An 18934-nucleotide genomic window follows, 5' to 3' on the forward strand; every position below is an offset into this window, starting at 1 on the left:
CTTTACAAGTCCTTGTGCAATATAGCTTCTGACGCGATGATTAACGCGCGCGTCGCCAGACAAGTCATTTTCGGCTGCGCAATGCCCCGGCGCAAAATCTGCCCGATATCCTGCTTGTCAGAATGGTGCAACGCAGCGCTGCTGAGATAATGTTCCAAGCGGTTCAAGCTGAGGGCCTGCTGAGCAGCAAACTGCTCCACCGCCAGTTGTTGCACGACTCTGTAGCTATCACTGCAACAAATCCGCCACTCTCTAGCGCTGATGCAGTGGGCAATTTGCGCCCAGCGCTGCTCATTAAGATTGAGGTGCTTCCCTCCGCGTTCTTGCGGGAAATAGGGTTCATTCAGTATCGTCAACACGTCCGCATCGGTGATCTGCTCGCCGGCCTGGTTCAGCCACAGGGTAATGGCTTCCGGCGGCATCAGGTGGTCAGCCAATCGCTGCTGCGCCGGGGTGTTTACGTCGGCTTCAATCAGAAAATCGTAGCGGAAAAATATTTTCTGCTCATCGCCCATGCCAGGTGTGATGCGCAAAACGGCACTGGCAATGCCGCGCTCTTCAAAATCCAGCAACCGCAGGATGGCATCATGGAAAGGTTCGCCAAGGCGCGCCGGACGGATTTTGCCCTGGGTAGTATCCGCGCGGTTGTAGCTCAGTGGCCAGGTTATAGGCGAACTTCCACCAGGTTTGTTTAGATCAAAACCCAGCAGGCAGTGTTTTTGTAAGCGCTGTGGGCTAACTAGGGTGCCCGTCGCCCAGTCCCCCGGATTAAAGCGATAGCGGAAAGCCGCCAAGATTTCTTCATCCGGGATAAAATCGAAGCGCAACACTTTACCTATCAGATTACGTGCACAGCGGCGGAATTCCTCCTCATGTTCATCGATCTCTGCCAGTGCATCGGCGTACTCTCTGGCTTCTATGATATCGACATCGATTTGCAGAAGGACTTCCTGCATTTCGATTCTCTGCTTTTCCACTGCCAGGCGGCCGTCTTCACCAGCCAGACGCGCGCTGAGTTGCATCATACTCTCTTCACCCAGTGGGTAAAGATGAGCGCTAAGCCACTGTAACTCCTCATCAACCAGGTATTGCAGGCTGGCAATCGACTCCTCAAAAACGTCGAAAACCTCGTTAAGGATGACAAGCCACTGGTTTTGCAAATCGTCAGCTTCACTCACCAGCGCCATGCTTAGGATGGTGGTCGCATTCTCATTCGCGCAGTAACGGTTCAGTCGCCCAAGGCGCTGTTCCATACGGTTAGGCGACAATAACAGATCGTAATGTAGTGCAATTTTGCGCCCACCATGCAAATTGACCCCTTCTTCAGCCCGGCGATCACATACCAGGATCTGGCATTTACTTTCCTTACCAAAGCGCACTTCTTTTTCGGGGTTATGGCGTTGGATTTTGCCAATAAATGGCATCATCAGGTCGGTAAATACCTGGTCGGCTACCCATGGCTGGTCACAGAACACCACAATATAAGGGAGCTCTTTGGCGTTACTATCCAGAAGTGTTTCCAATACTTCAATTAAGCGCTGACGCTTGCTGTCACGTTCCATTTTGCAGCGGTCTACCAGTTCGAGCAGGATATCTTTCTCGCCGTCAAACAACGGATGCTGTAACAGCGCGAGTTGTGATTCGCTGTAGAGGAAGCCCTGTGCAGCGCTTAGCGACTGCTGCTGTAAACGACAGCTTGCAAGCCGGGCCAGCAATTCCGGCGTAGCAATAGTTGCTTCAAACAGTAACTGATAAATTGCAGCCAGCGTCGGGTCCTGTGGGTACATTATTACTGCCGATTCGCGCCAGGCGATCATCATGTCGTTGCTGGAGTTCGCCGTGGTATATTTTTTTAGCGACAGGCCGGACAAACCTGGCATCAGGACGCTGATCCCGGGATTGCTGCGGCGGTTGCGCAACAGACGATGATGCAGACGGTAACGGTTACCGATGTAGTGGCGGATTTTATTGATAAGCAAATCGCGCGTCTCAGTCCGCAGCGGTTGCATCATGTCTAGATGGGGAAGCAACTGTGTAGCCATCCCGCCCAGTATTTCATCATCAGGAAACAGTCTGGTCAACGCCTCCAGGTTCTCCTCCAATGTCATGTTGTCGTTATCACAGTTGAACGCGTAGAACAGGGAACCTATCTCTTCGCGCTGCTGGATACGCTGCTGAAATTTCTGCAAGCCTGTGTCAGTTAACGGGTAATTTTTGGAGTCCAGCAGATGCAGCATGGCGAGGAAATTCTTTTCATTTCCGGTCACGGGCGTCGCCGACAGAAGCAGCAGTTTTTCACTTTGCTGCGCCAGGTGGTTCACGTTGGCGTACTGTTGCTCATGCTCTGCGTCCCATGCCCAGGCACCGACCTGATGAGCTTCGTCAATCACCAGCATATCGGGGCGGTACGGCAGGGACATCTCCGCACTGAAGGCAGCCATATCAATAATATGGATCGACTTGTTCAGCAGTTCTTCCAAATGAAAACGTGCGGAAAGTTCCTGCTGCCATTGTCTGTGCAAAACCTTGGGCGCCAAGATCACCACGCAGTGGGTGAACTGATTTTCCGTGACATGTTGACGCACGATCAGCCCAGCTTCGATGGTTTTCCCGAGGCCAACTTCATCCGCCAGCAGATAGCGCTGAATGGGGTCAGATAACACCCGGCGCGCGACGGCCAACTGGTAGGGTTCAAGTTCAATACTGGACGCCAGAGCAGAGGTGATCCCGGCGCAGGCATTGCGCTGTTTCAGCATTTGATGCTGATAAGCCAGGCGGGCATCCTGCCAGAAAGGGGTATAGGTAATGCGCTCTGCCAGGAGGGCGGCGGCATCGCTGATGGGCCGATCCCAGCGTACAAAGATGTCATTTAAGCTGACGTCTTCCTGCTGCTTATTAGGAAAATGCAGGCGCACCCCTCCCGGGACAACACCAATAACACGCGCAATCTGCCAGTAGGCAAGTTCATAGTCGTAGCGATAAGCCAGACTTTCAGCATAGATCTCTGCTTTTTTAAGATATTTTATTTCGACATTTTTATTTATGCCTTCATAATGTACTGGAGAATCAAAATACTGAATAAGCGCATCATCATGGTTAATGCGAATGAGTCTGCCAGTTCCATAAGGCGAGTAAACAAGATCACCTGCTTCAAGGGGCATGTATCCATCCATAAGTTTTAGCCGTTCGTACAGTATTTTTAATTTATTGAAATTATTGAATTATTTTTATAGTTAAATGCAAAGTATAACATTACTAAATACAAAGATAGTGCTGTCCTTACTGATAATTGTCAAGAAAGGTTAATCATTTTTTGTCAAAATTTTGATATAACAAGGGGGGATTTTTATCAAAAGAGGGTTTGATGGTTTTACTATTTTCGAGAGTAAGCGCACCACAAAAGACGTAGGTTGCTTTTTATCTCGTGAGACACCTATGATTTCGCAGGCTTTCGACAGGTTGCTGAGTTCCTCAACCAGATTGAGCAAACATCTTTTGTGTTTGATGACGACATTGCTAGCATGAAAGATGAGAGTTACCTCATGTTTTGTATAAGGATTCTACACCCAAATCAAAACCGGTAACTCTCAACCTTTTATGGACATGTATCAAATCAAGCTGTGGCTAATACACATGAAGGTTCTAGTTTTTTTTCAAATTTCTGCATTCACAATCTTAATATAATTCGTCACCAAATAGTCGGTGACCAAAGATATATCTTTCGAAAGGTTCTGCACTTCATTCCATTTGCGAATGATAGGCTGCCCGTCGATATCGGTACCCAAGTTCCAGTTGCCACTACTCCATGCGCATAAGGGTTTAATCCGATTCAACTCCGTTACAAAACGGGTGATTGGAGGGACATCCGTCCAGTCAGAGTCACCACGATACTCTTGATGCACCTGATCGATTTCGTCCATTAGGCTGCCAAGAGATAAGATACCCACACCATGCAACAGTCGAGAATTTCGCGGCTTTTTATCCCAGTCGTCGGTAAAAACAATCTCCACTGCTGACCAAAAGTTGTTCAACAGCCTCACCATCTTACCTTCATCGCCAAGGCCGTTGGCCGGGTCACGGAAGCGGTACAATGCTCCTTCACGCAAGCTGGCATCGATCATCTTGATCATCGAGTTATCGGCGATCACCCCGTCTGGGTTAGTAGCTGTCTTAATGCGTCCAGCCAGCGCCCCCTCACCGAAGTTCAGTCGCTGTGTAAGTAACGACGGGAACTTACGCAACTGCAGATCCGACGGCAGGCGTCCGTGGGTATGCGGAGCCAATTCATACAGGAGACTTTTTGAGAGCGGTTTGGTGGAGTTCACCAGCATAAACTGCTCACGTTGCTCTTCGGCATCGTTGGCGATAAACGCCGATACCGGCATCATAAATGAGTCAATATCCGCATCACGCAATGCTGCAGTACGCTGCTGGCCGTCAACGATAAAACCAGGCTTTTCATAGTCAGTATCTTCGGAGAACGGGATCACCAAATGTCCCATATCACCATTGCCAGACAGCGGCTCGAAGCGAACACGCTTATCAAACGCGATAATCACTGGATTGGGGATCATCGCATTCACGCTTTCGATATAACGCTGTATCTCACGAATATGGTTACGGACTTCCGGACGTTGATAACCTATCAGACTCTCCTCACCGCGGCGGATGCGAGAAATTGCCGCGATTTTACTGATCTGCTTACCCTCTATCGCGAGGCTATAAAGTTGCCTCTCCTCTCCCTGCCTGATGCGCAGGGCAGGAACACGATATTCACTCATGACAATTCCTCTGAGCGTAGTGATAATGTGCGCTGTAAGCGACTGTACAGCACCTGGATATTATGGAAACCACGACGGCGGTTACGCTCCGCGCCGCGGAAAATAATGACATTAATACCGATAGCCTTACAGATATTGCATTGACACTGCTTCCACGGGCGATCTCCGAGGGTGCGTTCATAATCTGCGCGGATTTTCTCGGATTCTTTCTCACCTGAGTGCAAACGCTCATAGGCCAGAACCGCCTCCAACGTCAGTGTCAACGACATGGCACCTCTATCATATTCGAATAAGGCATGCATCGCGTCTTTTTCCAGATGGCGAGCAATATCCTGGTCGATCACTCCAGATTTTATTTTACGGCTTAGGCTTGGATTAGCATCAAACTGCGGCACGCGCACAGCTGTGTAAGCGGGCCCATCCAGCGTGTGGTAGTTATTTTTACGGTCTTTAAACGCCTGCTGCAAGGGCGTGGTTGAGTCGATACTAGTGACACCAAAGCGGATAAAATCAACAAAACTTTCAGGCCGAGCAATGCCAAGCAGGTGCACGCGAGTACCACTTTTCAGCAGGGGCTTGATCTCTTCCAGGGTCTCTAGAATCTGCGCCGTTTTTAGCGGTACCATGCCCCCCATGGTGATATTTTCATACCCCATCGCCAGCAATGCTTCCGCGGACTGACGGTATGAACTTTTGCTCCACCCATGCGCAACACCGAAAGGCGTAAAGCAACTCTTTTGTGATTTGATCAAAAACTCCTGCGCCAGAGTCAGAGTGATATCCTGCCGGCGGCGACACTCCGCCAACACCTCGCCAGTAAAAGGTTCACCCGGTTTTTCATACCCGAAGACGATATGGTCAAGTGAGACACCGTAGTTAAATCGAGAGGTTTCGTAAAACCCAATCACTTCTTCCACGCGATAAGGTGGAACATCCTGATTTACATAGGTAAATGCGCCACAATCCCCCATAGTTTCCATATTTTCAGGAAGTCGAAAGAAATGCTTCATGCCATTACGAAAATAACGTAAGCGCTGGGCGCGAGTATACTTACTCTCCCCCCCTCCCAGACCGTCCACGACGGCCTTTGAAACCAGCATGCCATCATATGGATGTGGAAAAACTTCGTGAGGATAGTGGTCATCACGTTGACGAACGCGGTGCTCATTACGCGTTTCTCGGACGAAGTCGAAACTGGGATCGATAAAGTCCTGACTATCAGGAAAAAAATATTTTAGCTTCGACAACCTACCTCTCCTGCGACACCGGCACACAGCCTCAAAAAACGCGGGATTTTATCATAAAATGGCAGTTTGAGCATTAAGGATTGCCGCCAGAGATAACCTTAAACAGAGTGCGAAAGCGCTTCTCTTCAAAAGAGTTTCCCGAGTCACGAAAAGCGCGCAATGCCCTTGTGGCACTGATTTCTGGCTGCTGTCGTATAAGACTAGAAATATACCTACCTACTTCTTCAGGGCTGCGCCTAGCACCTTTCTTGGCGTCTCGATCCGGCAAGAGTTGAAACTCTTCCGATAGCTCTTGAGAAATAACACTTAAGTCATCTAACTGTTTGATTGTGAAGTTTTTTACAACGCATTGGGCTAAACTTATATTAAGCATTAACATATTACATCTTAACCATTCTGCAACTCTATTATCACTTTTCAATAGATACTTTTCTAATCTGCTATTTACTCTTTTCGAGGTTATAATCAATAACTGTTTCCCTGGGTTAGCTAAATACTCTAAACCATTAATCACATCAAGTTCGATAGCATTGATATAATCAGGAGAACCACAGATAATAAAGTACTCTTGAGATTTTTCTTTCATTAACTCCGTTATAGATTCCGGATGAGAAGATTTAAAAACCGATTTTTCGGTAATTGCCTTCCACCATGTTCTATGAAAAGACTTCCCTGTATAATCGTTTGAATACAATGGAATTGATTCTTCCTGACCTGTGGAAAATGTTGCTTTGTAAGGTACAACTTTATCTCTATAATGTAGAAGTCCAAGACCTGCGGAGAGGACCCATAAATCAACATGATAAGCCTTAAAAATTGCTTTAGCAGTTGTCCAATGGCCTCCTTTATAAAGGTCTTCAACATAAATTAGTGCTGACTTTGAAAGAGCCTCTTGTAAGGCACTACACCATGAATGAATAAGCACATTCGAAGATATCCTACCAGACGAATATTCACTTAAATTCAGCGAATTATTTCTGTCTCCATGCTTACCATTCGTGCATGTCGTTATCAGATTGATGTTGCTCACAACCTACCCTCAAAAATTTTTCCCGTAGCAAAGCTACCGCAGAAAAATGGTTGTTGCAAGAACCGAATAACTCATCCCTGAAAAATATTCAGGGATGATCAATCAACGAGTAACGTATTCGAAGTACTCATCTTGAGAATTCATGCAGTTATTGTACCTTCGCAATAACCCCTTCTTCTCCAAGGCAAGACAAAAACTCCGACACTCTTCAAGAAGCCCAGCAGAATTATCTAAATTTTCATTTGAAATCAAAGATCTAGCCAAAGTGTCATAACTAAACCCACCCGTAGATCGTGACACAATACTCATGGCCATTTGTGTATCGAAAGTTTTCATAATGCACCTCCGTATGATCGGCATGCTTGATTTATAAAAAAGTATTGAGTTTTATGCAAGAAAGCTCTTTTATTCTTAGCGCTTCGATTTTTAGCTGATTCCGTATTTACAAGCCACTTAAATAAAATCCCAAGAGCTATCCTTCCCCTAGATTAGCATCCAGGTAACCCCTATACCAACGCACTATCAACTTTCGTGCAATCCACAATCTCCGAGCCATCTATCTAAAGCCCAGTTCAAGGCTCGTATCTCATCGAAACCAAACAAAAAATCTCACGCGAAAACCAACAGCGCCAGCATCACTGCTGGCACTGCCGGTCCCTTTCAGAAAATCCACATCACCCTAAGCACGACTCCCAAACTCCCCATGCACCACATTCCCATCATGCTCCAGGTTATCCATGTAATCGGCATACCACTGCAACATCTCACGCCGCCCATCCAGATACTTCGCATGGTTGTAGGTGCCACGGATGCTGTTCTTATCCACGTGAGCAAGCTGTGTCTCAATCCAGGCCGAGTTATACCCTTGCTCATGCAGGATTGTGCTCATGGTGTGGCGGAAACCGTGGCCAGTCAGCCGTCCCTTGTAACCCAACAGCTCGATGACTTGATTGATGCTTTCCTTGCTGATTGGCTTACGCTGATCGTTGCGACCAATGAACACCAAGGGATAGCCACCAGTAATTGGCTTAAGAGAGCTGAACAGCTCGATAACCTGCGTTGATAATGGAACGACATGCGGTCGCTTCATTTTCATCACTTCAACCGGTATGTTCCACAGCCCCTTGTCAAAGTCGATATCCTGCCAACGTGCAAATCTCAGCTCCTGGGTCCTTACGCCCGTCAGCATGATGATTTTGGTTGCCGTTTTAGTGATGACACTGCCAGTGTAACCAGATAGGTCTTTAAGGAAATATGGCAGTTCCTGAGCCGTCAGGAAGGGAAAGTGCTCTTTCTTAGGCGTTGCCAGAGCGCTGGCGAGATCGGGAGCAGGGTTGTAATTAGCTCTGCCGGTGATAATGGCAAAACGAAAGACTTCTCCGCAGCGTTGGCGAACCTTACGCATTTTCTCCAACGCCCCACGCTTCTCCATTTTGCGCAACGCTTCCAGCAACTCCATCGGCTTGAGATCGGCAATAGGCCGCTTGCCAATATAGGGGAAGATATCTTTCTCAAAGGTATCAATGATCTCATCACGGTAGCGCAGTGACCAGCGGTCAGCTTTAGTCTGATGCCACTCTCGGGCGATGGCCTCAAAGGTGTTTTCCGAATTCAGCTTCTGAGCAAGTTTCTCGGCCTTTTTGGTTTCACTAGGGTCACCGCCTGCCGCCAGGATCTTTTTGGCTACATCGCGCTTTTCACGAGCATCTGCCAGTGAAACATCGGGGTAAACGCCAAAGGCAAGACGCTTCTCTTTACCGGCAACGCGGTATTTCATGCGCCAGTAACGCGATCCATTCGTTGCCACTTCAACGTATAGCCCCCCGGCGTCACCTAAGCGGTACGGCTTATCTCTGGGCTTTAATGCCCGAACTTTTGCATCAGTTAATGGCATCGTTGTTTCCTCCTGAAAGCAAGAATGCTTTGACGGCCTGAGTTTGCTCCGGCGTAAGCGATAGGGTTTGCTTAGTTGTTTTGATAATCAGCCCACCAGATTCGGTGAGTGAAAGCTGGAAAGCTTGTTTGGCCCGTTCCTGGCGACGTTGTTCTCTCTCCAGAGTTTTATCAATCGCGGGATCGTAACCATCTTTGAGCTTCGCTTTGGCCTCTTCCCTTAACTTGATGGCTTCACTAATCGTGACAGCAGGGAATGTCCCGAACGCCAGGCTCTTCTCTTTCCCGTCTATGCGGTACTTCAAACGCCAGTATTTTGAGCCTGTTGGCTTCACCAGCACATAGAGCCCCCTACCGATAGCAAACTTGTAGGGTTTACTACGGGTATCAAGTGACGCTATTGTTTGATTGTTAATGATTTTTAGCTCTTTTGGTGGCATGTAGTTTTACCCACAGTGGTCGATGTGCCCAATAGTGCCCCCAGGGGCATATTGATACCAGTAGACTCCTGTTGACTTCGGAATACAAGGAAGGCTTGATACACAAGGGTTTAATGGGGGTTTAGTTGACGTTGGGAGAGTTCAGTAGAGGTCGAATGGCGGAAGATCACAGGAGTCGAACCTGCCCAGGACCGCTGGCGGCCCCAACTGGATTTGAAGTCCAGCCGCCCCACCGGGGACGAGGATCTTCCTCTAAGAATCGGAAGCAAGGGGCGATTATAGCGCGAATCTCCCTTGCCGCTAAGGGGGAATTCGAGTTTCCGCGATCCCCTTCTTACACTTGGCCTCCCGACCAAAATTTCCCCTTTTTATCTGCTACCCTAGCGGGGCCCGGGTTATCAACCCGTACATTGCTGGAGATGCTATGACCAAGAAAGTTGCCGTCCTGCTCAGCGAAGGATTTGAAGAGGCCGAGGCGGTTATCGTGATCGACGTGTTACGTCGTATGGAGATAGAGGTAGGTCTGCTTTCCTGCCAGGATCGGCTGGAACTGCGAAGCTATCACCAGGTGCGTATGTTTGCCGATGCTCTGTTGGAACGCCGCATGGACCAACTGTACGACGCCGTGGTGATCCCCGGTGGGCCACAGGCTACCGTCGCTATGGCGGAAAACGAGCTGGTCGTGGAGTTTATCCGCCGCCACGATCGTGCCGCCAAGCTGATCTGCCCACTGTGTTCTGCCGCTGCTCGCGTGCTGGCTACCAACAAACTGCTGCAAGGTCGCCGTTATGTCTGTTCTGGCGATCTGCATCAGGAAATCGAAGATGGTACCTACGTAGCTGAAAGGGTTGTGGAAGATGGCAATCTGATCAGTGGCCAAGGGCTGGGGGCCGCGTTTGATTTTGCCTTCACCGTGGCCTATCGCCTGACCGGCGATCGCACTACCACGCAAGAGCAAGCCGTACATATTTATCACGAAAACTGGCAAGCCCCACAGGCAGTGCATTAATCGCCACCGCCTGCTAACTAGGCGCGGCACAGTTAGCGTTTCCGGCCCAGATGCCGAAAGCGAAAATTGTTACCGCGCTTTCTGTTTCCTCTCTTCCCCTCGTTATCCAAGTACCAGGCTTTCACCCCGCGTTTGCTATTTTTAACTGCTATCAACGCATAACAATGACCCGTAACTGTTTTGCCAGATACGACGAAGCAGTGATCAGCAATACCACGGTCATCAGCACGCCAGTTAAACTCCCCCCTTACCGACATATCATTTATGTTAACCACAAAAAAGAAGTGCGAAAGTAGACTGACCCTTTACCGAAGATTATTAAATCTGACAGCAATGCAGCTATTTAATGAATGTTTACTGGCAAATATTTTCGATCAAAGTAGCAATATCGACTGAAAGAACCGTAACGTTGCCTATACGACTTCCCCTGTTGTTTTAGATGGCCCACAATTGATGTGATTTCAAACACCATGCAGTACCTTCATGGGATCCATGCTAAAACAGAGAGGGAATTTCTTATGGATGTGCCACACACAAAACCTCTATTACCTCCCGCCATTAATAAAAAACCAAACAAATTAATAGATGACCTGAATACAAACCCAACGAAATTCTCCTCAGATAAATTAATTGAGAGGCGGGCGAAACGTCAGACGCCGAAGCCTTTGTACGCCAGTTGGCACAGCAAGTGCCGTAACATGGGGACACACTGATGACCATTGCACAACAGCTCGAACGGAAGGGTATGGAGAAGGGCCTTCAGCTTGGTCGACTGGAAGGTCGACAAGAAGGCCGAGAGGAAGGTAGACAAGAAGCTCGACAAGAAGGTTATTTAGAAGGTGAGCGCTATGCTCAGTTGAAAATTGCCCGTGCCATGCTACAGAACGGTTTCGATCACAACGCCGCCATGAAAATGACTGGCCTGAGTGAAGACGAACTGGCACAAATCCGCCGCTGAGTTTTATTTTCCTCCGAGATAAAAAAGCCCTCCCCTAATCAGGAGAAGGCAATGGAGATAAAGGACAACTTTACGGCTGTAGCAACGCCTTCACATCCAGCAGAATAAACTCGTTATCATCCGCCACGTTGGGTTCACGGCTGGAAGAGAACGGGAAGTTATTGTCGTTCCCCACGATGATATGGCTGTCATCCACCACGTCGACATTCTCGATAGTGAAGAACGGGAAGGTCAGCACGCCGTTATTCAGCGGCTTACGAGCCAGCTTCTGCGGGTCCTGAATGTTCATCAAATCGATATACGCCAGTTTATCTACCGGTTTGCCGACATTGGTGTCGGAAAACGCGATTTTATACACCCGCTTAAATTTCGCGAGTTGACTGAAGCAGTTATCGGTCGGCGCTCCTGCCGCACAGGCTTTATCCGCCGTGCCTTCGCCATTATCACGCTCGATCACCAGCCCGTGGGTGGCATCAATCATATTGAAATCACCAATGGCGTTCTGGTTGTCTTCCAACACGTACTGCCAGCTGCGGCCAGTCCATGCCTGCTGTTTGACATCAAACTCCAGCACCCGCAGGTAGCGTTTGCCCGCCACGTTCTCAAACTGCTCACCGTCCCACAGCGCCCCTTCCAGCATCGGATACAGCTTGCTGCCATCCGGTGACACCGCCATGCCTTCAAACCCCTTGGAACGCGCGACCTGGAAGTTCTGCTTGCCGTCCGGCGCACCAGGCAGCGTCAGCGTCGGGTTATCCGGCGATTTCACCACTTTGCCATCAACCTGGGTATCAAACACCGCCAATACCTTGCCATTTAAATCCGCTTTAATCAGGTAAGGGCCAAATTCATCGCCGATCCATAAGGCATCGTCGGCAAACTGGAAGCTTTCCGGGTCGAAATCGCTGCCGGTCAGATAACGTTTGTCGGTGCTTTCATTGACGATATGGAACGGCACTTTTTTATCGGGATCGTGCAGGAACAACGTTTTCAGCGGCGTTACCGTACCTTCCTTGAAGTCGATACGGTAATGGTTGAGATATAGCATGGCGTCCGGCGAGTTGGCTTTGCTGCCAAAGCCGTTATCGGTCAGCACCCAGTAGGTGCCATCCGGCATATGTTTGATGCCGGAATGCCCCTGCAACGGTTGACCATTGATAGGTAGCCCGATGCCGGTCAGGCGATCGGCTGATTTGCCCGCCACGCTGCCAAGTTCGGTGATGCGCTTACCGCTGGTGTATTTACCACTCTGTTGCAGATCGGCTGGTGCATCCTGCGGTGCCGTAACGCTGGACTTCACCGGTAATACGGCATGCCCAGCCAGCACGGCAGGTACTTCCTGAGCCTGCGCCCATAGCGTGGTACTGAACACCAGGCAACTGGCCAGCAGTGTCAAACGGGAAGGTAAATTATGCATATTATGTACTCCCTGGTTATCGTTTTGCCCAAAGGTAAAAAGCAACGCCACTATAGGGAGCAGTAATGACAGAAATATTATGTGCGAAAACACTGGCATGAAAAGCGATGCATCATCCCGTCCGTTACTGCCATCATGATGGCCGATTTTGGCCTTCTTTCAGACTCATTACAGGCCCAATATGGCGTTACACCAAAATATGGAGGGCCGAAAATGTCACATAGCGCACTATTGATCATCGATGTTCAACAATCCTTTCAACACCGCCCGTTCTGGCAGGAAGACGATCTGCCTGCGTTTCAACAGGCGCTGAGCCGCCTGATCGCTGGTTGCCAGCAACAGGGTGTGCCGCTGGTCGATGTCTTCCACGTCTCGCCTGAAGGGCCGTTCTCTTTGGCATCCGGCTATGTGAAACGTCTGCCGTTTCTGAGCCATCAGGCCGAGGTTACGGTACACAAACGGGTGCACAATGCGTTGACCGAATCTGGCCTGGATGCCTGGCTGCGCGAACGTCAGATCAACCATCTGATTATCAGCGGTATCCGTACCGAGCAATGCTGCGAAACCACTACCCGCGTCGCCTCGGATCTGGGCTATAAAGTGACGTTTGTGACCGAAGCCACGCTCACTTTCCCGATGCATCATCCAGACGGCAGCCTCTTTACCCCCGAGCAGTTAAAGCGGCATACTGAAACCGTGCTGGTCGATCGCTTTGCCACGATCGCCAACGTCGATCAGGCATTGGCACAACTTGCGCAGGAATAACCATGTCCAGGGCCGTTTACTTTCTGATGCTCCCCAACGTGCTGTTACTGGATGTCAGCGGCCCAGCAGAGGTATTGCGGCTGTCTGGGCAGTTCCAACTGCACTATGTCAGCCCGGTGCCGCAAATTACCTGCTCCATCGGCATGACGATTAGCCAGTTGGCCCCGTTACCGCAGGAATGGGATGAAGGCGATATTCTGGTGATACCAGGGGTGGCGGACTCGGCCCGTTACTTTGCCAACGATGAAGCGGCTCTGGCTCGAACCTGGCTCCAGACATTGCGCCCTGCTTTGGCACAGCGGCAGTTCGACCTGGTTTGTGTCTGTTCCGGCGCGCTGTTGGCTGCCCAGGCAGGGTTGCTCGACGGCTATCATTGCACCACCCATCACGCCGTGATCGAGCGCCTACGCCAGCAGGCCCCGGCCGCACTGGTGAAGGAAAACCGTATTTTTGTTGAGGATCGTGGCGTATTTACCAGCGCAGGCATCACCGCCGGTATCGACTTGGCCCTGCATTTGGTCAATCAACACTGCGGTGCTGACCGCGCACTCGAGGTTGCCCGCGAGATGGTGGTGTATTTCCGTCGCTCCGGTGACGACCCACAGCTTTCCCCTTGGCTGCGCCACCGCAATCATCTGCATCCTGCCGTACACCGGGCGCAGGACGTGATGGCCGCCGAACCGGAGGCCGAATGGTCGGTTCCCCAGGTGGCCGAAAAAGCACATGTCAGCAGCCGCCACCTGGCCCGGCTGTTTCGCCTGCATATTGGCATCAGCGTGCGGGAATACCATGAACAGTTGCGGCTGGCGGTCGCACAGCAACGGCTGCAACAGGGCTACGGTCTGGAAAAAGCCGCGCTAACCGCAGGCTTCTCCTCTGGCCGCCAACTGCGGCGGGCACAGCAGCGCTGGCAGGCTTAAGACACCAGCCGCCGGGTATCTACTTTTTGTAATCCCATCGACAGCAGCAGGCTCACGCCAAGCGCCATGCCAAACACCCAGAAGATATCCAGCAACGGGTAAGCCGGAAACTCCCAATGTCGGTTACGCATCAGGTTGACGATCAGGGCGTGAAAACCGTAGATCGCCAGTGAATGGCGGGAGATCACACTTAACCAGCCGATCGGATTGGGCAGGCAGTTTTTGCACCACACCAGCAGCGACACCGCCGCCACAAACACCAAGGGGCCGGTGTACATATAAAACGTATCGGCGAAGCTGCCGTTGATAAACATCTGGCTCTTGGTGCCACGGATAATCAATATCACGCTCACGATAAACCCCAGCGCCGCCGCCAGGCTGATGCCACGCCGTTGGGTTGCCATCATGCCAATTGCCCGCCCAGCCAGGGCATACAGCAGGTAATAGAAGGTATCGCCATAGATATACAGGTTCACCGGTAGCAGGCGCACATTGTCCAGACTCAGCTTGCTGGTATTGGGGTTGGCGATAATCGCCAGAATGACGATGACGCCCGCCAGATAGCGGCCAGAAACTGGCTTTACGCTGATCAAGGGTGAAAGCAGGTAGATCACCGTTATCGCGTAAAAGAACCACAGATGATAAAACACCGGTTTAAACAGAATAGCGCGCAGCGAGGGCCAAAAGCCGATGCGGGTAAAGCAGGCAATATAAATCAGGGCAATCACGCTATAGAACAAAATACAGCAGGCAATGCGGATAAAATGTTTCCGGTTGGCGCTGCGCTCACCAAAAAACAGAAAGCCGGAAAGCATAAAGAACAGCGGCACTGCCACCCGGGAAAGCGAGTTCAAGACGTTCGCCATATCCCAGTTATGTTCCCCCACCGCCAAACCGTTGGTGACGTAGTAAGTGGTGGCGTGGATCATCACCACCATCATGCACGCCAGCGCACGCAAATTATCTATCCAACCAATTTTATTGCTCATCAGTGCCCGTCTGTTGCCTATAATTCTGTCATATACCCTATGGATTTCAAGTTGTAGCTAGGCGACAAGCTTACCCATCCTCAGGAGCTTACTATTGTAAGTGACTGAGGTGGGTAAGTGCAGGTAACAACGCTACAGCTTGAAAGACGACGGGTATAGGAAAATGTTAACAAGAGGTTATAACTCAGGGGAGCGCAGCACAACGTCTACGCGCAATATTAAGATTGAGCCTTAAAATCACCTTATGATTGCCAAGGTGAACAATTGGCGGCAAAATAGCCGCCACAACTCGCTCAGTTTGCGCTCTCCCGCCCTGGCAGTTCCTTATTTCTTCTTTACTATCAGTAAAATAAAAATGAAAACATCGTTACCACCTGCGGCACTTCTGGGCCGACAGGCGCTTTTATTCCCACTTTGTCTGGTGCTGTTCGAATTCGCGACCTATATCGCCAACGATATGATCCAGCCCGGTATGCTGGCGGTGGTGGCCGATTTTAATGCCGGCGTGGAGTGGGTGCCCACCTCAATGACCGCCTATCTGGCCGGCGGCATCTTCCTGCAGTGGCTGCTTGGCCCGCTGTCGGATCGCCGTGGCCGCCGCCCGGTGATGCTGGCCGGGGTGCTGTTCTTTATCGTCACCTGTCTGGCCATTTTGCTGGTCACCAATATCGAGCAGTTTATCGTAATGCGCTTCCTGCAAGGGATCGGGCTGTGCTTTATCGGCGCGGTAGGCTATGCCACCATTCAGGAATCGTTTGAAGAAGCGACCTGCATCAAGATCACCGCGCTGATGGCCAACGTGGCGTTGATCGCCCCGCTGCTTGGGCCGTTGGCGGGGGCCGCATGGGTTCACGTCGCCCCTTGGCAGAGCATGTTTGTGCTGTTTGCCGCCCTGGCGGCGATTGCCTTTGTCGGCCTGTGGAAGGCCATGCCGGAAACCGCCACGCTGCAAGGGGAAGCCTTCTCGGCAGCCAACCTGTGGCGCGACTATCGTCAGGTGCTGGTCAATCGGCGCTTTATCTGTGGTTCGTTGGCTATCGGCTTTGCCAGTCTGCCGCTGTTGGCCTGGATTGCCCAGTCTCCGGTGATCCTGATTAAGGGCGAATCGCTCTCCGCTCTGGACTACGGCCTGTTGCAGATCCCGGTGTTTGGCGCGCTGATCCTCGGCAACCTGACGCTGGCACGCATCACCGGCAAGCTCAGTATTGAACGCCCTATCAAGCTTGGCGCATGGCCAATGCTGTTAGGCCTGTTGATGGCCGCGCTGGCCACGGTATTTTCCGCCCACGCCTATCTGTGGATGACCGCAGGGCTGAGCCTTTATGCTTACGGCATTGGCCTGGCGAACGCCGGTCTATACCGCCTGACGCTGTTTTCCAGCAACGTCAGTAAAGGTGCCGTTTCGGCCGTGATGGGGATGTTGAGCATGTCGGTGTTCACTATCGGTATCGAGCTGGCCAAGGTGGCCTATGTCTGGGGAGGTAACGGGCTATTCAGCCTGTTCAACCTGATCAGTGGCATATGCTGGCTGACGCTGGCGGCGCTGTTCCTCAGCAAGCATCGTGGTGGGGCTACTCCCGCGGCCAGCACCACAGTGTAATGGTTAATACCCTCATCCCAGCCCTCTCCCACTGACAGACCAAGAACCTCATGGACATTTGCGGTAGGGAGAGGGAGTGAGTCCGGAGCCGCAGTCAGGCGCAGGAGATAAAATGTAGCACGTTACATCCCCTCTCCCTTTGGGAGAGGGTTAGGGTGAGGGATCAGAACAGGCCCATCGGTTTTTCCGAGTAGCTCACCAGCAGGCATTTGGTCTGCTGATAGTGCTCCAACATCATCTTATGGGTTTCACGCCCAATCCCCGACTGTTTGTAGCCACCGAACGCCGCATGCGCCGGGTAAGCATGGTAACAGTTGGTCCAGACACGGCCTGCCTGAATGTTGCGCCCCATCTGGTAAGCGATATTACCGTTACGGCTCCATACCCCGGCACCCAGGCCGAAATCGGAATCGTTGGCCAGCGCCAGCGCTTCATCCATATCCTTGAAGGTGGTCACCGCCAGCACCGGGCCAAAAATCTCTTCCTGGAAGACTCGCATGCTGTTCTTGCCGAACAGAATGGTCGGTTCCATGTAGTAGCCTTGTGCCAAGCCGCCATCCAGCGCCTTACGTCGGCCACCGGTCAGCACCTTGGCGCCTTCCTGCTTGCCGATCTCGATGTAGTTGAGGATGGTCTTCATCTGCCCTTCGGAAACCTGTGCGCCCATTTGGGTGCTGGCGTCCAACGGGTTGCCACTGCGGATGCTCTCCACCCGCTTGATTGCCCTTTCCATAAAGCGCTCGTAGATCGACTCCTGCACCAGCGCCCGGCTCGGGCAGGTACAGACCTCCCCCTGGTTGAAGGCGAACAGCGCAAAACCTTCCAACGCCTTGTCGAAGAACGAATCCTCTTTATCCATCACGTCAGCAAAGAAGATGTTGGGCGACTTGCCGCCCAGTTCCAGCGTCACCGGGATGATGTTCTGAGTGGCATAACCCATGATTTGGCGACCCACTTCGGTGGAGCCGGTAAAGGCTACTTTGGCAATACGTTTGGAGGTTGCGAGATATTCGCCGATTTCGCCGCCTGCGCCGTTGACCACGTTGATCACGCCTGGCGGCAGGATGTCCTGGATCAGTTCCATCAGCATCAGCACCGACAGCGGCGTCAGCTTGGCCGGTTTCAGCACGATGCAGTTACCCGCCGCCAGCGCCGGAGCCATCTTCCAGCAGGCCATCAACAATGGGAAGTTCCACGGAATGATTTGTGCCACTACGCCCAGCGGTTCGTGGAAGTGATAGGCCACCGTCTCGGAGTCGATCTCGCTGATGCCGCCCTCTTGCGCCCGCACGCAGGCAGCGAAATAGCGGAAATGGTCAATAGCTAACGGCACATCGGCATTGGCGGTTTCGCGGATCGGCTTGCCGTTATCCCAGGTTTCCGCTGCTGCCAGCAGATCGATATTCTGCTCCATGCGATCGGCGACCCGGTTAAGCAGGTTGGCACGCGCCTGCACCGACATCTTGCCCCAGGCTCCTTTGGCATCGTGGGCCGCATCCAGCGCCAGTTCGATATCCTGTGTGGAGGAGCTGGCTACTTCGCACAGCGTCTGGCCGGTGATCGGCGTCAGGTTGGTGTAATACTCGCCCTGGACCGGTGCCACCCAGGTGCCGCCAATGAAGTTGTCATAACGTTTTTTCAGTTTGAGGGGAAACCCGGTATTTTCAGGCGTGAGGTGGCTTGCCGTGGTGGTATTCGCCATTTGTATCTCCTTTTTACGTGGCTGCAACCTTACCGCCCGGAGACGGTAAGCAGGTTCGCGGCGCGGTGGCCGCAGATCAAACGTAAGAAGCGGGAAACTATCTCTAGCTGGAATGATAGGTGTTTACGGCGGGGAATGGCGAAAGAATAGTCAAACGCATGAAGGGTGTCACAATTTTTTAAA

General features: G+C 51.4%; 13 protein-coding genes, 1 tRNA gene and 2 pseudogenes. 5 read left to right on the top strand and 11 right to left on the bottom strand.

Annotation, left to right across the window (positions count from 1 at the left end):
- Positions 1 to 2: 2 nt before the first annotated feature.
- From dpdE to U869_RS32190, 8 genes and pseudogenes are all read right to left on the bottom strand, one after another.
- On the bottom strand, positions 3 to 3173 hold the full coding sequence (gene dpdE, locus U869_RS0110505; protein WP_025122240.1) for a protein DpdE: 3171 nt from the start codon (positions 3171 to 3173) through the stop codon (positions 3 to 5).
- A gap of 246 nt (positions 3174 to 3419) precedes the next feature.
- Positions 3420 to 3530 (bottom strand): annotated as a pseudogene (locus U869_RS32385) (IS481 family transposase); the annotation flags it as partial.
- Positions 3531 to 3653: 123 nt separating this feature from the next.
- Entirely contained in the window at positions 3654 to 4781 is a 1128-nt protein-coding gene (dbpB, locus tag U869_RS0110510) for a DGQHR domain-containing protein DpdB (RefSeq protein WP_025122239.1), read from the bottom strand.
- Positions 4778 to 6028, bottom strand: coding sequence for a tRNA-guanine transglycosylase DpdA (gene dpdA / locus U869_RS0110515; RefSeq protein ID WP_025122238.1), 1251 nt, complete (start codon positions 6026 to 6028; stop codon positions 4778 to 4780). Before dpdA ends, dbpB begins: the two co-directional genes overlap by 4 nt.
- 73 nt (positions 6029 to 6101) lie before the next feature.
- A complete protein-coding gene (locus tag U869_RS30595; protein ID WP_025122237.1) occupies positions 6102 to 7058 on the bottom strand; it encodes a hypothetical protein in 957 nt (318 codons plus the stop codon).
- Between the two features lie 679 nt (positions 7059 to 7737).
- Positions 7738 to 8952: an integrase arm-type DNA-binding domain-containing protein gene (locus U869_RS0110525; protein ID WP_025122236.1), complete on the bottom strand. Its 1215-nt coding sequence runs from the start codon at positions 8950 to 8952 to the stop codon at positions 7738 to 7740.
- Positions 8939 to 9391 carry an Arm DNA-binding domain-containing protein gene (locus U869_RS0110530; RefSeq protein WP_025122235.1) on the bottom strand — a complete coding sequence of 151 codons (453 nt, stop codon included), beginning with the start codon at positions 9389 to 9391 and terminating at the stop codon, positions 8939 to 8941. Before U869_RS0110530 ends, U869_RS0110525 begins: the two co-directional genes overlap by 14 nt.
- A 156-nt stretch (positions 9392 to 9547) precedes the next feature.
- Positions 9548 to 9642 (bottom strand) — tRNA-Sec (locus U869_RS32190).
- Between the two features lie 173 nt (positions 9643 to 9815).
- Between U869_RS32190 and U869_RS0110535 the strand changes: the two genes are divergently transcribed.
- Positions 9816 to 10400, top strand: a complete 585-nt coding sequence (locus tag U869_RS0110535; protein ID WP_025122234.1) for a DJ-1/PfpI family protein — start codon at positions 9816 to 9818, stop codon at positions 10398 to 10400.
- Positions 10401 to 11034: 634 nt separating this feature from the next.
- Positions 11035 to 11358: pseudogene (locus U869_RS0110540) on the top strand (ISNCY family transposase); the annotation flags it as partial.
- 70 nt (positions 11359 to 11428) lie between these two features.
- Here U869_RS0110540 and U869_RS0110545 read toward each other — a convergent pair.
- Positions 11429 to 12775, bottom strand: a complete 1347-nt coding sequence (locus U869_RS0110545; RefSeq protein ID WP_025122232.1) for an esterase-like activity of phytase family protein — start codon at positions 12773 to 12775, stop codon at positions 11429 to 11431.
- 213 nt (positions 12776 to 12988) lie between these two features.
- Between U869_RS0110545 and U869_RS0110550 the strand changes: the two genes are divergently transcribed.
- Positions 12989 to 13540: a cysteine hydrolase family protein gene (locus tag U869_RS0110550; RefSeq protein ID WP_025122231.1), complete on the top strand. Its 552-nt coding sequence runs from the start codon at positions 12989 to 12991 to the stop codon at positions 13538 to 13540.
- A 2-nt stretch (positions 13541 to 13542) separates the two neighbouring features.
- A complete protein-coding gene (locus U869_RS0110555) occupies positions 13543 to 14460 on the top strand; it encodes a GlxA family transcriptional regulator (protein WP_025122230.1) in 918 nt (305 codons plus the stop codon).
- Here the strand turns inward: U869_RS0110555 and U869_RS0110560 are convergent.
- Positions 14457 to 15449 carry an acyltransferase gene (locus tag U869_RS0110560; protein ID WP_025122229.1) on the bottom strand — a complete coding sequence of 331 codons (993 nt, stop codon included), beginning with the start codon at positions 15447 to 15449 and terminating at the stop codon, positions 14457 to 14459. The genes U869_RS0110555 and U869_RS0110560 overlap by 4 nt on opposite strands.
- Before the next feature lie 355 nt (positions 15450 to 15804).
- Here U869_RS0110560 and U869_RS0110565 point away from each other — a divergent pair, with 355 nt between their 5' ends.
- The gene (locus tag U869_RS0110565; protein ID WP_025122228.1) at positions 15805 to 17049 is read left to right on the top strand and encodes an MFS transporter; all 1245 of its coding nucleotides are present in this window, start codon (positions 15805 to 15807) and stop codon (positions 17047 to 17049) included.
- A gap of 163 nt (positions 17050 to 17212) precedes the next feature.
- Here the strand turns inward: U869_RS0110565 and U869_RS0110570 are convergent, their stop codons facing one another.
- A complete protein-coding gene (locus U869_RS0110570; protein ID WP_025122227.1) occupies positions 17213 to 18751 on the bottom strand; it encodes an aldehyde dehydrogenase family protein in 1539 nt (512 codons plus the stop codon).
- Between the last annotated feature and the right edge of the window lie 183 nt (positions 18752 to 18934).

This window comes from Serratia sp. H1w (assembly GCF_000633355.1).
Lineage (GTDB): Bacteria > Pseudomonadota > Gammaproteobacteria > Enterobacterales > Enterobacteriaceae > Chania.

Bases quoted from the DNA above. Each gene is read 5' to 3' on its own strand.
- dpdE (WP_025122240.1), bottom strand. From the start codon at position 3,173: ATGGATGGATACATGCCCCTTGAAGCAGGTGATCTTGTTTACTCGCCT.
- dbpB (WP_025122239.1), bottom strand. From the start codon at position 4,781: ATGAGTGAATATCGTGTTCCTGCCCTGCGCATCAGGCAGGGAGAGGAG.
- U869_RS0110525 (WP_025122236.1), bottom strand. From the start codon at position 8,952: ATGCCATTAACTGATGCAAAAGTTCGGGCATTAAAGCCCAGAGATAAG.
- U869_RS0110530 (WP_025122235.1), bottom strand. From the start codon at position 9,391: ATGCCACCAAAAGAGCTAAAAATCATTAACAATCAAACAATAGCGTCA.
- U869_RS0110535 (WP_025122234.1), top strand. From the start codon at position 9,816: ATGACCAAGAAAGTTGCCGTCCTGCTCAGCGAAGGATTTGAAGAGGCC.
- U869_RS0110545 (WP_025122232.1), bottom strand. From the start codon at position 12,775: ATGCATAATTTACCTTCCCGTTTGACACTGCTGGCCAGTTGCCTGGTG.
- U869_RS0110550 (WP_025122231.1), top strand. From the start codon at position 12,989: ATGTCACATAGCGCACTATTGATCATCGATGTTCAACAATCCTTTCAA.
- U869_RS0110555 (WP_025122230.1), top strand. From the start codon at position 13,543: ATGTCCAGGGCCGTTTACTTTCTGATGCTCCCCAACGTGCTGTTACTG.
- U869_RS0110560 (WP_025122229.1), bottom strand. From the start codon at position 15,449: ATGAGCAATAAAATTGGTTGGATAGATAATTTGCGTGCGCTGGCGTGC.
- U869_RS0110565 (WP_025122228.1), top strand. From the start codon at position 15,805: ATGAAAACATCGTTACCACCTGCGGCACTTCTGGGCCGACAGGCGCTT.
- U869_RS0110570 (WP_025122227.1), bottom strand. From the start codon at position 18,751: ATGGCGAATACCACCACGGCAAGCCACCTCACGCCTGAAAATACCGGG.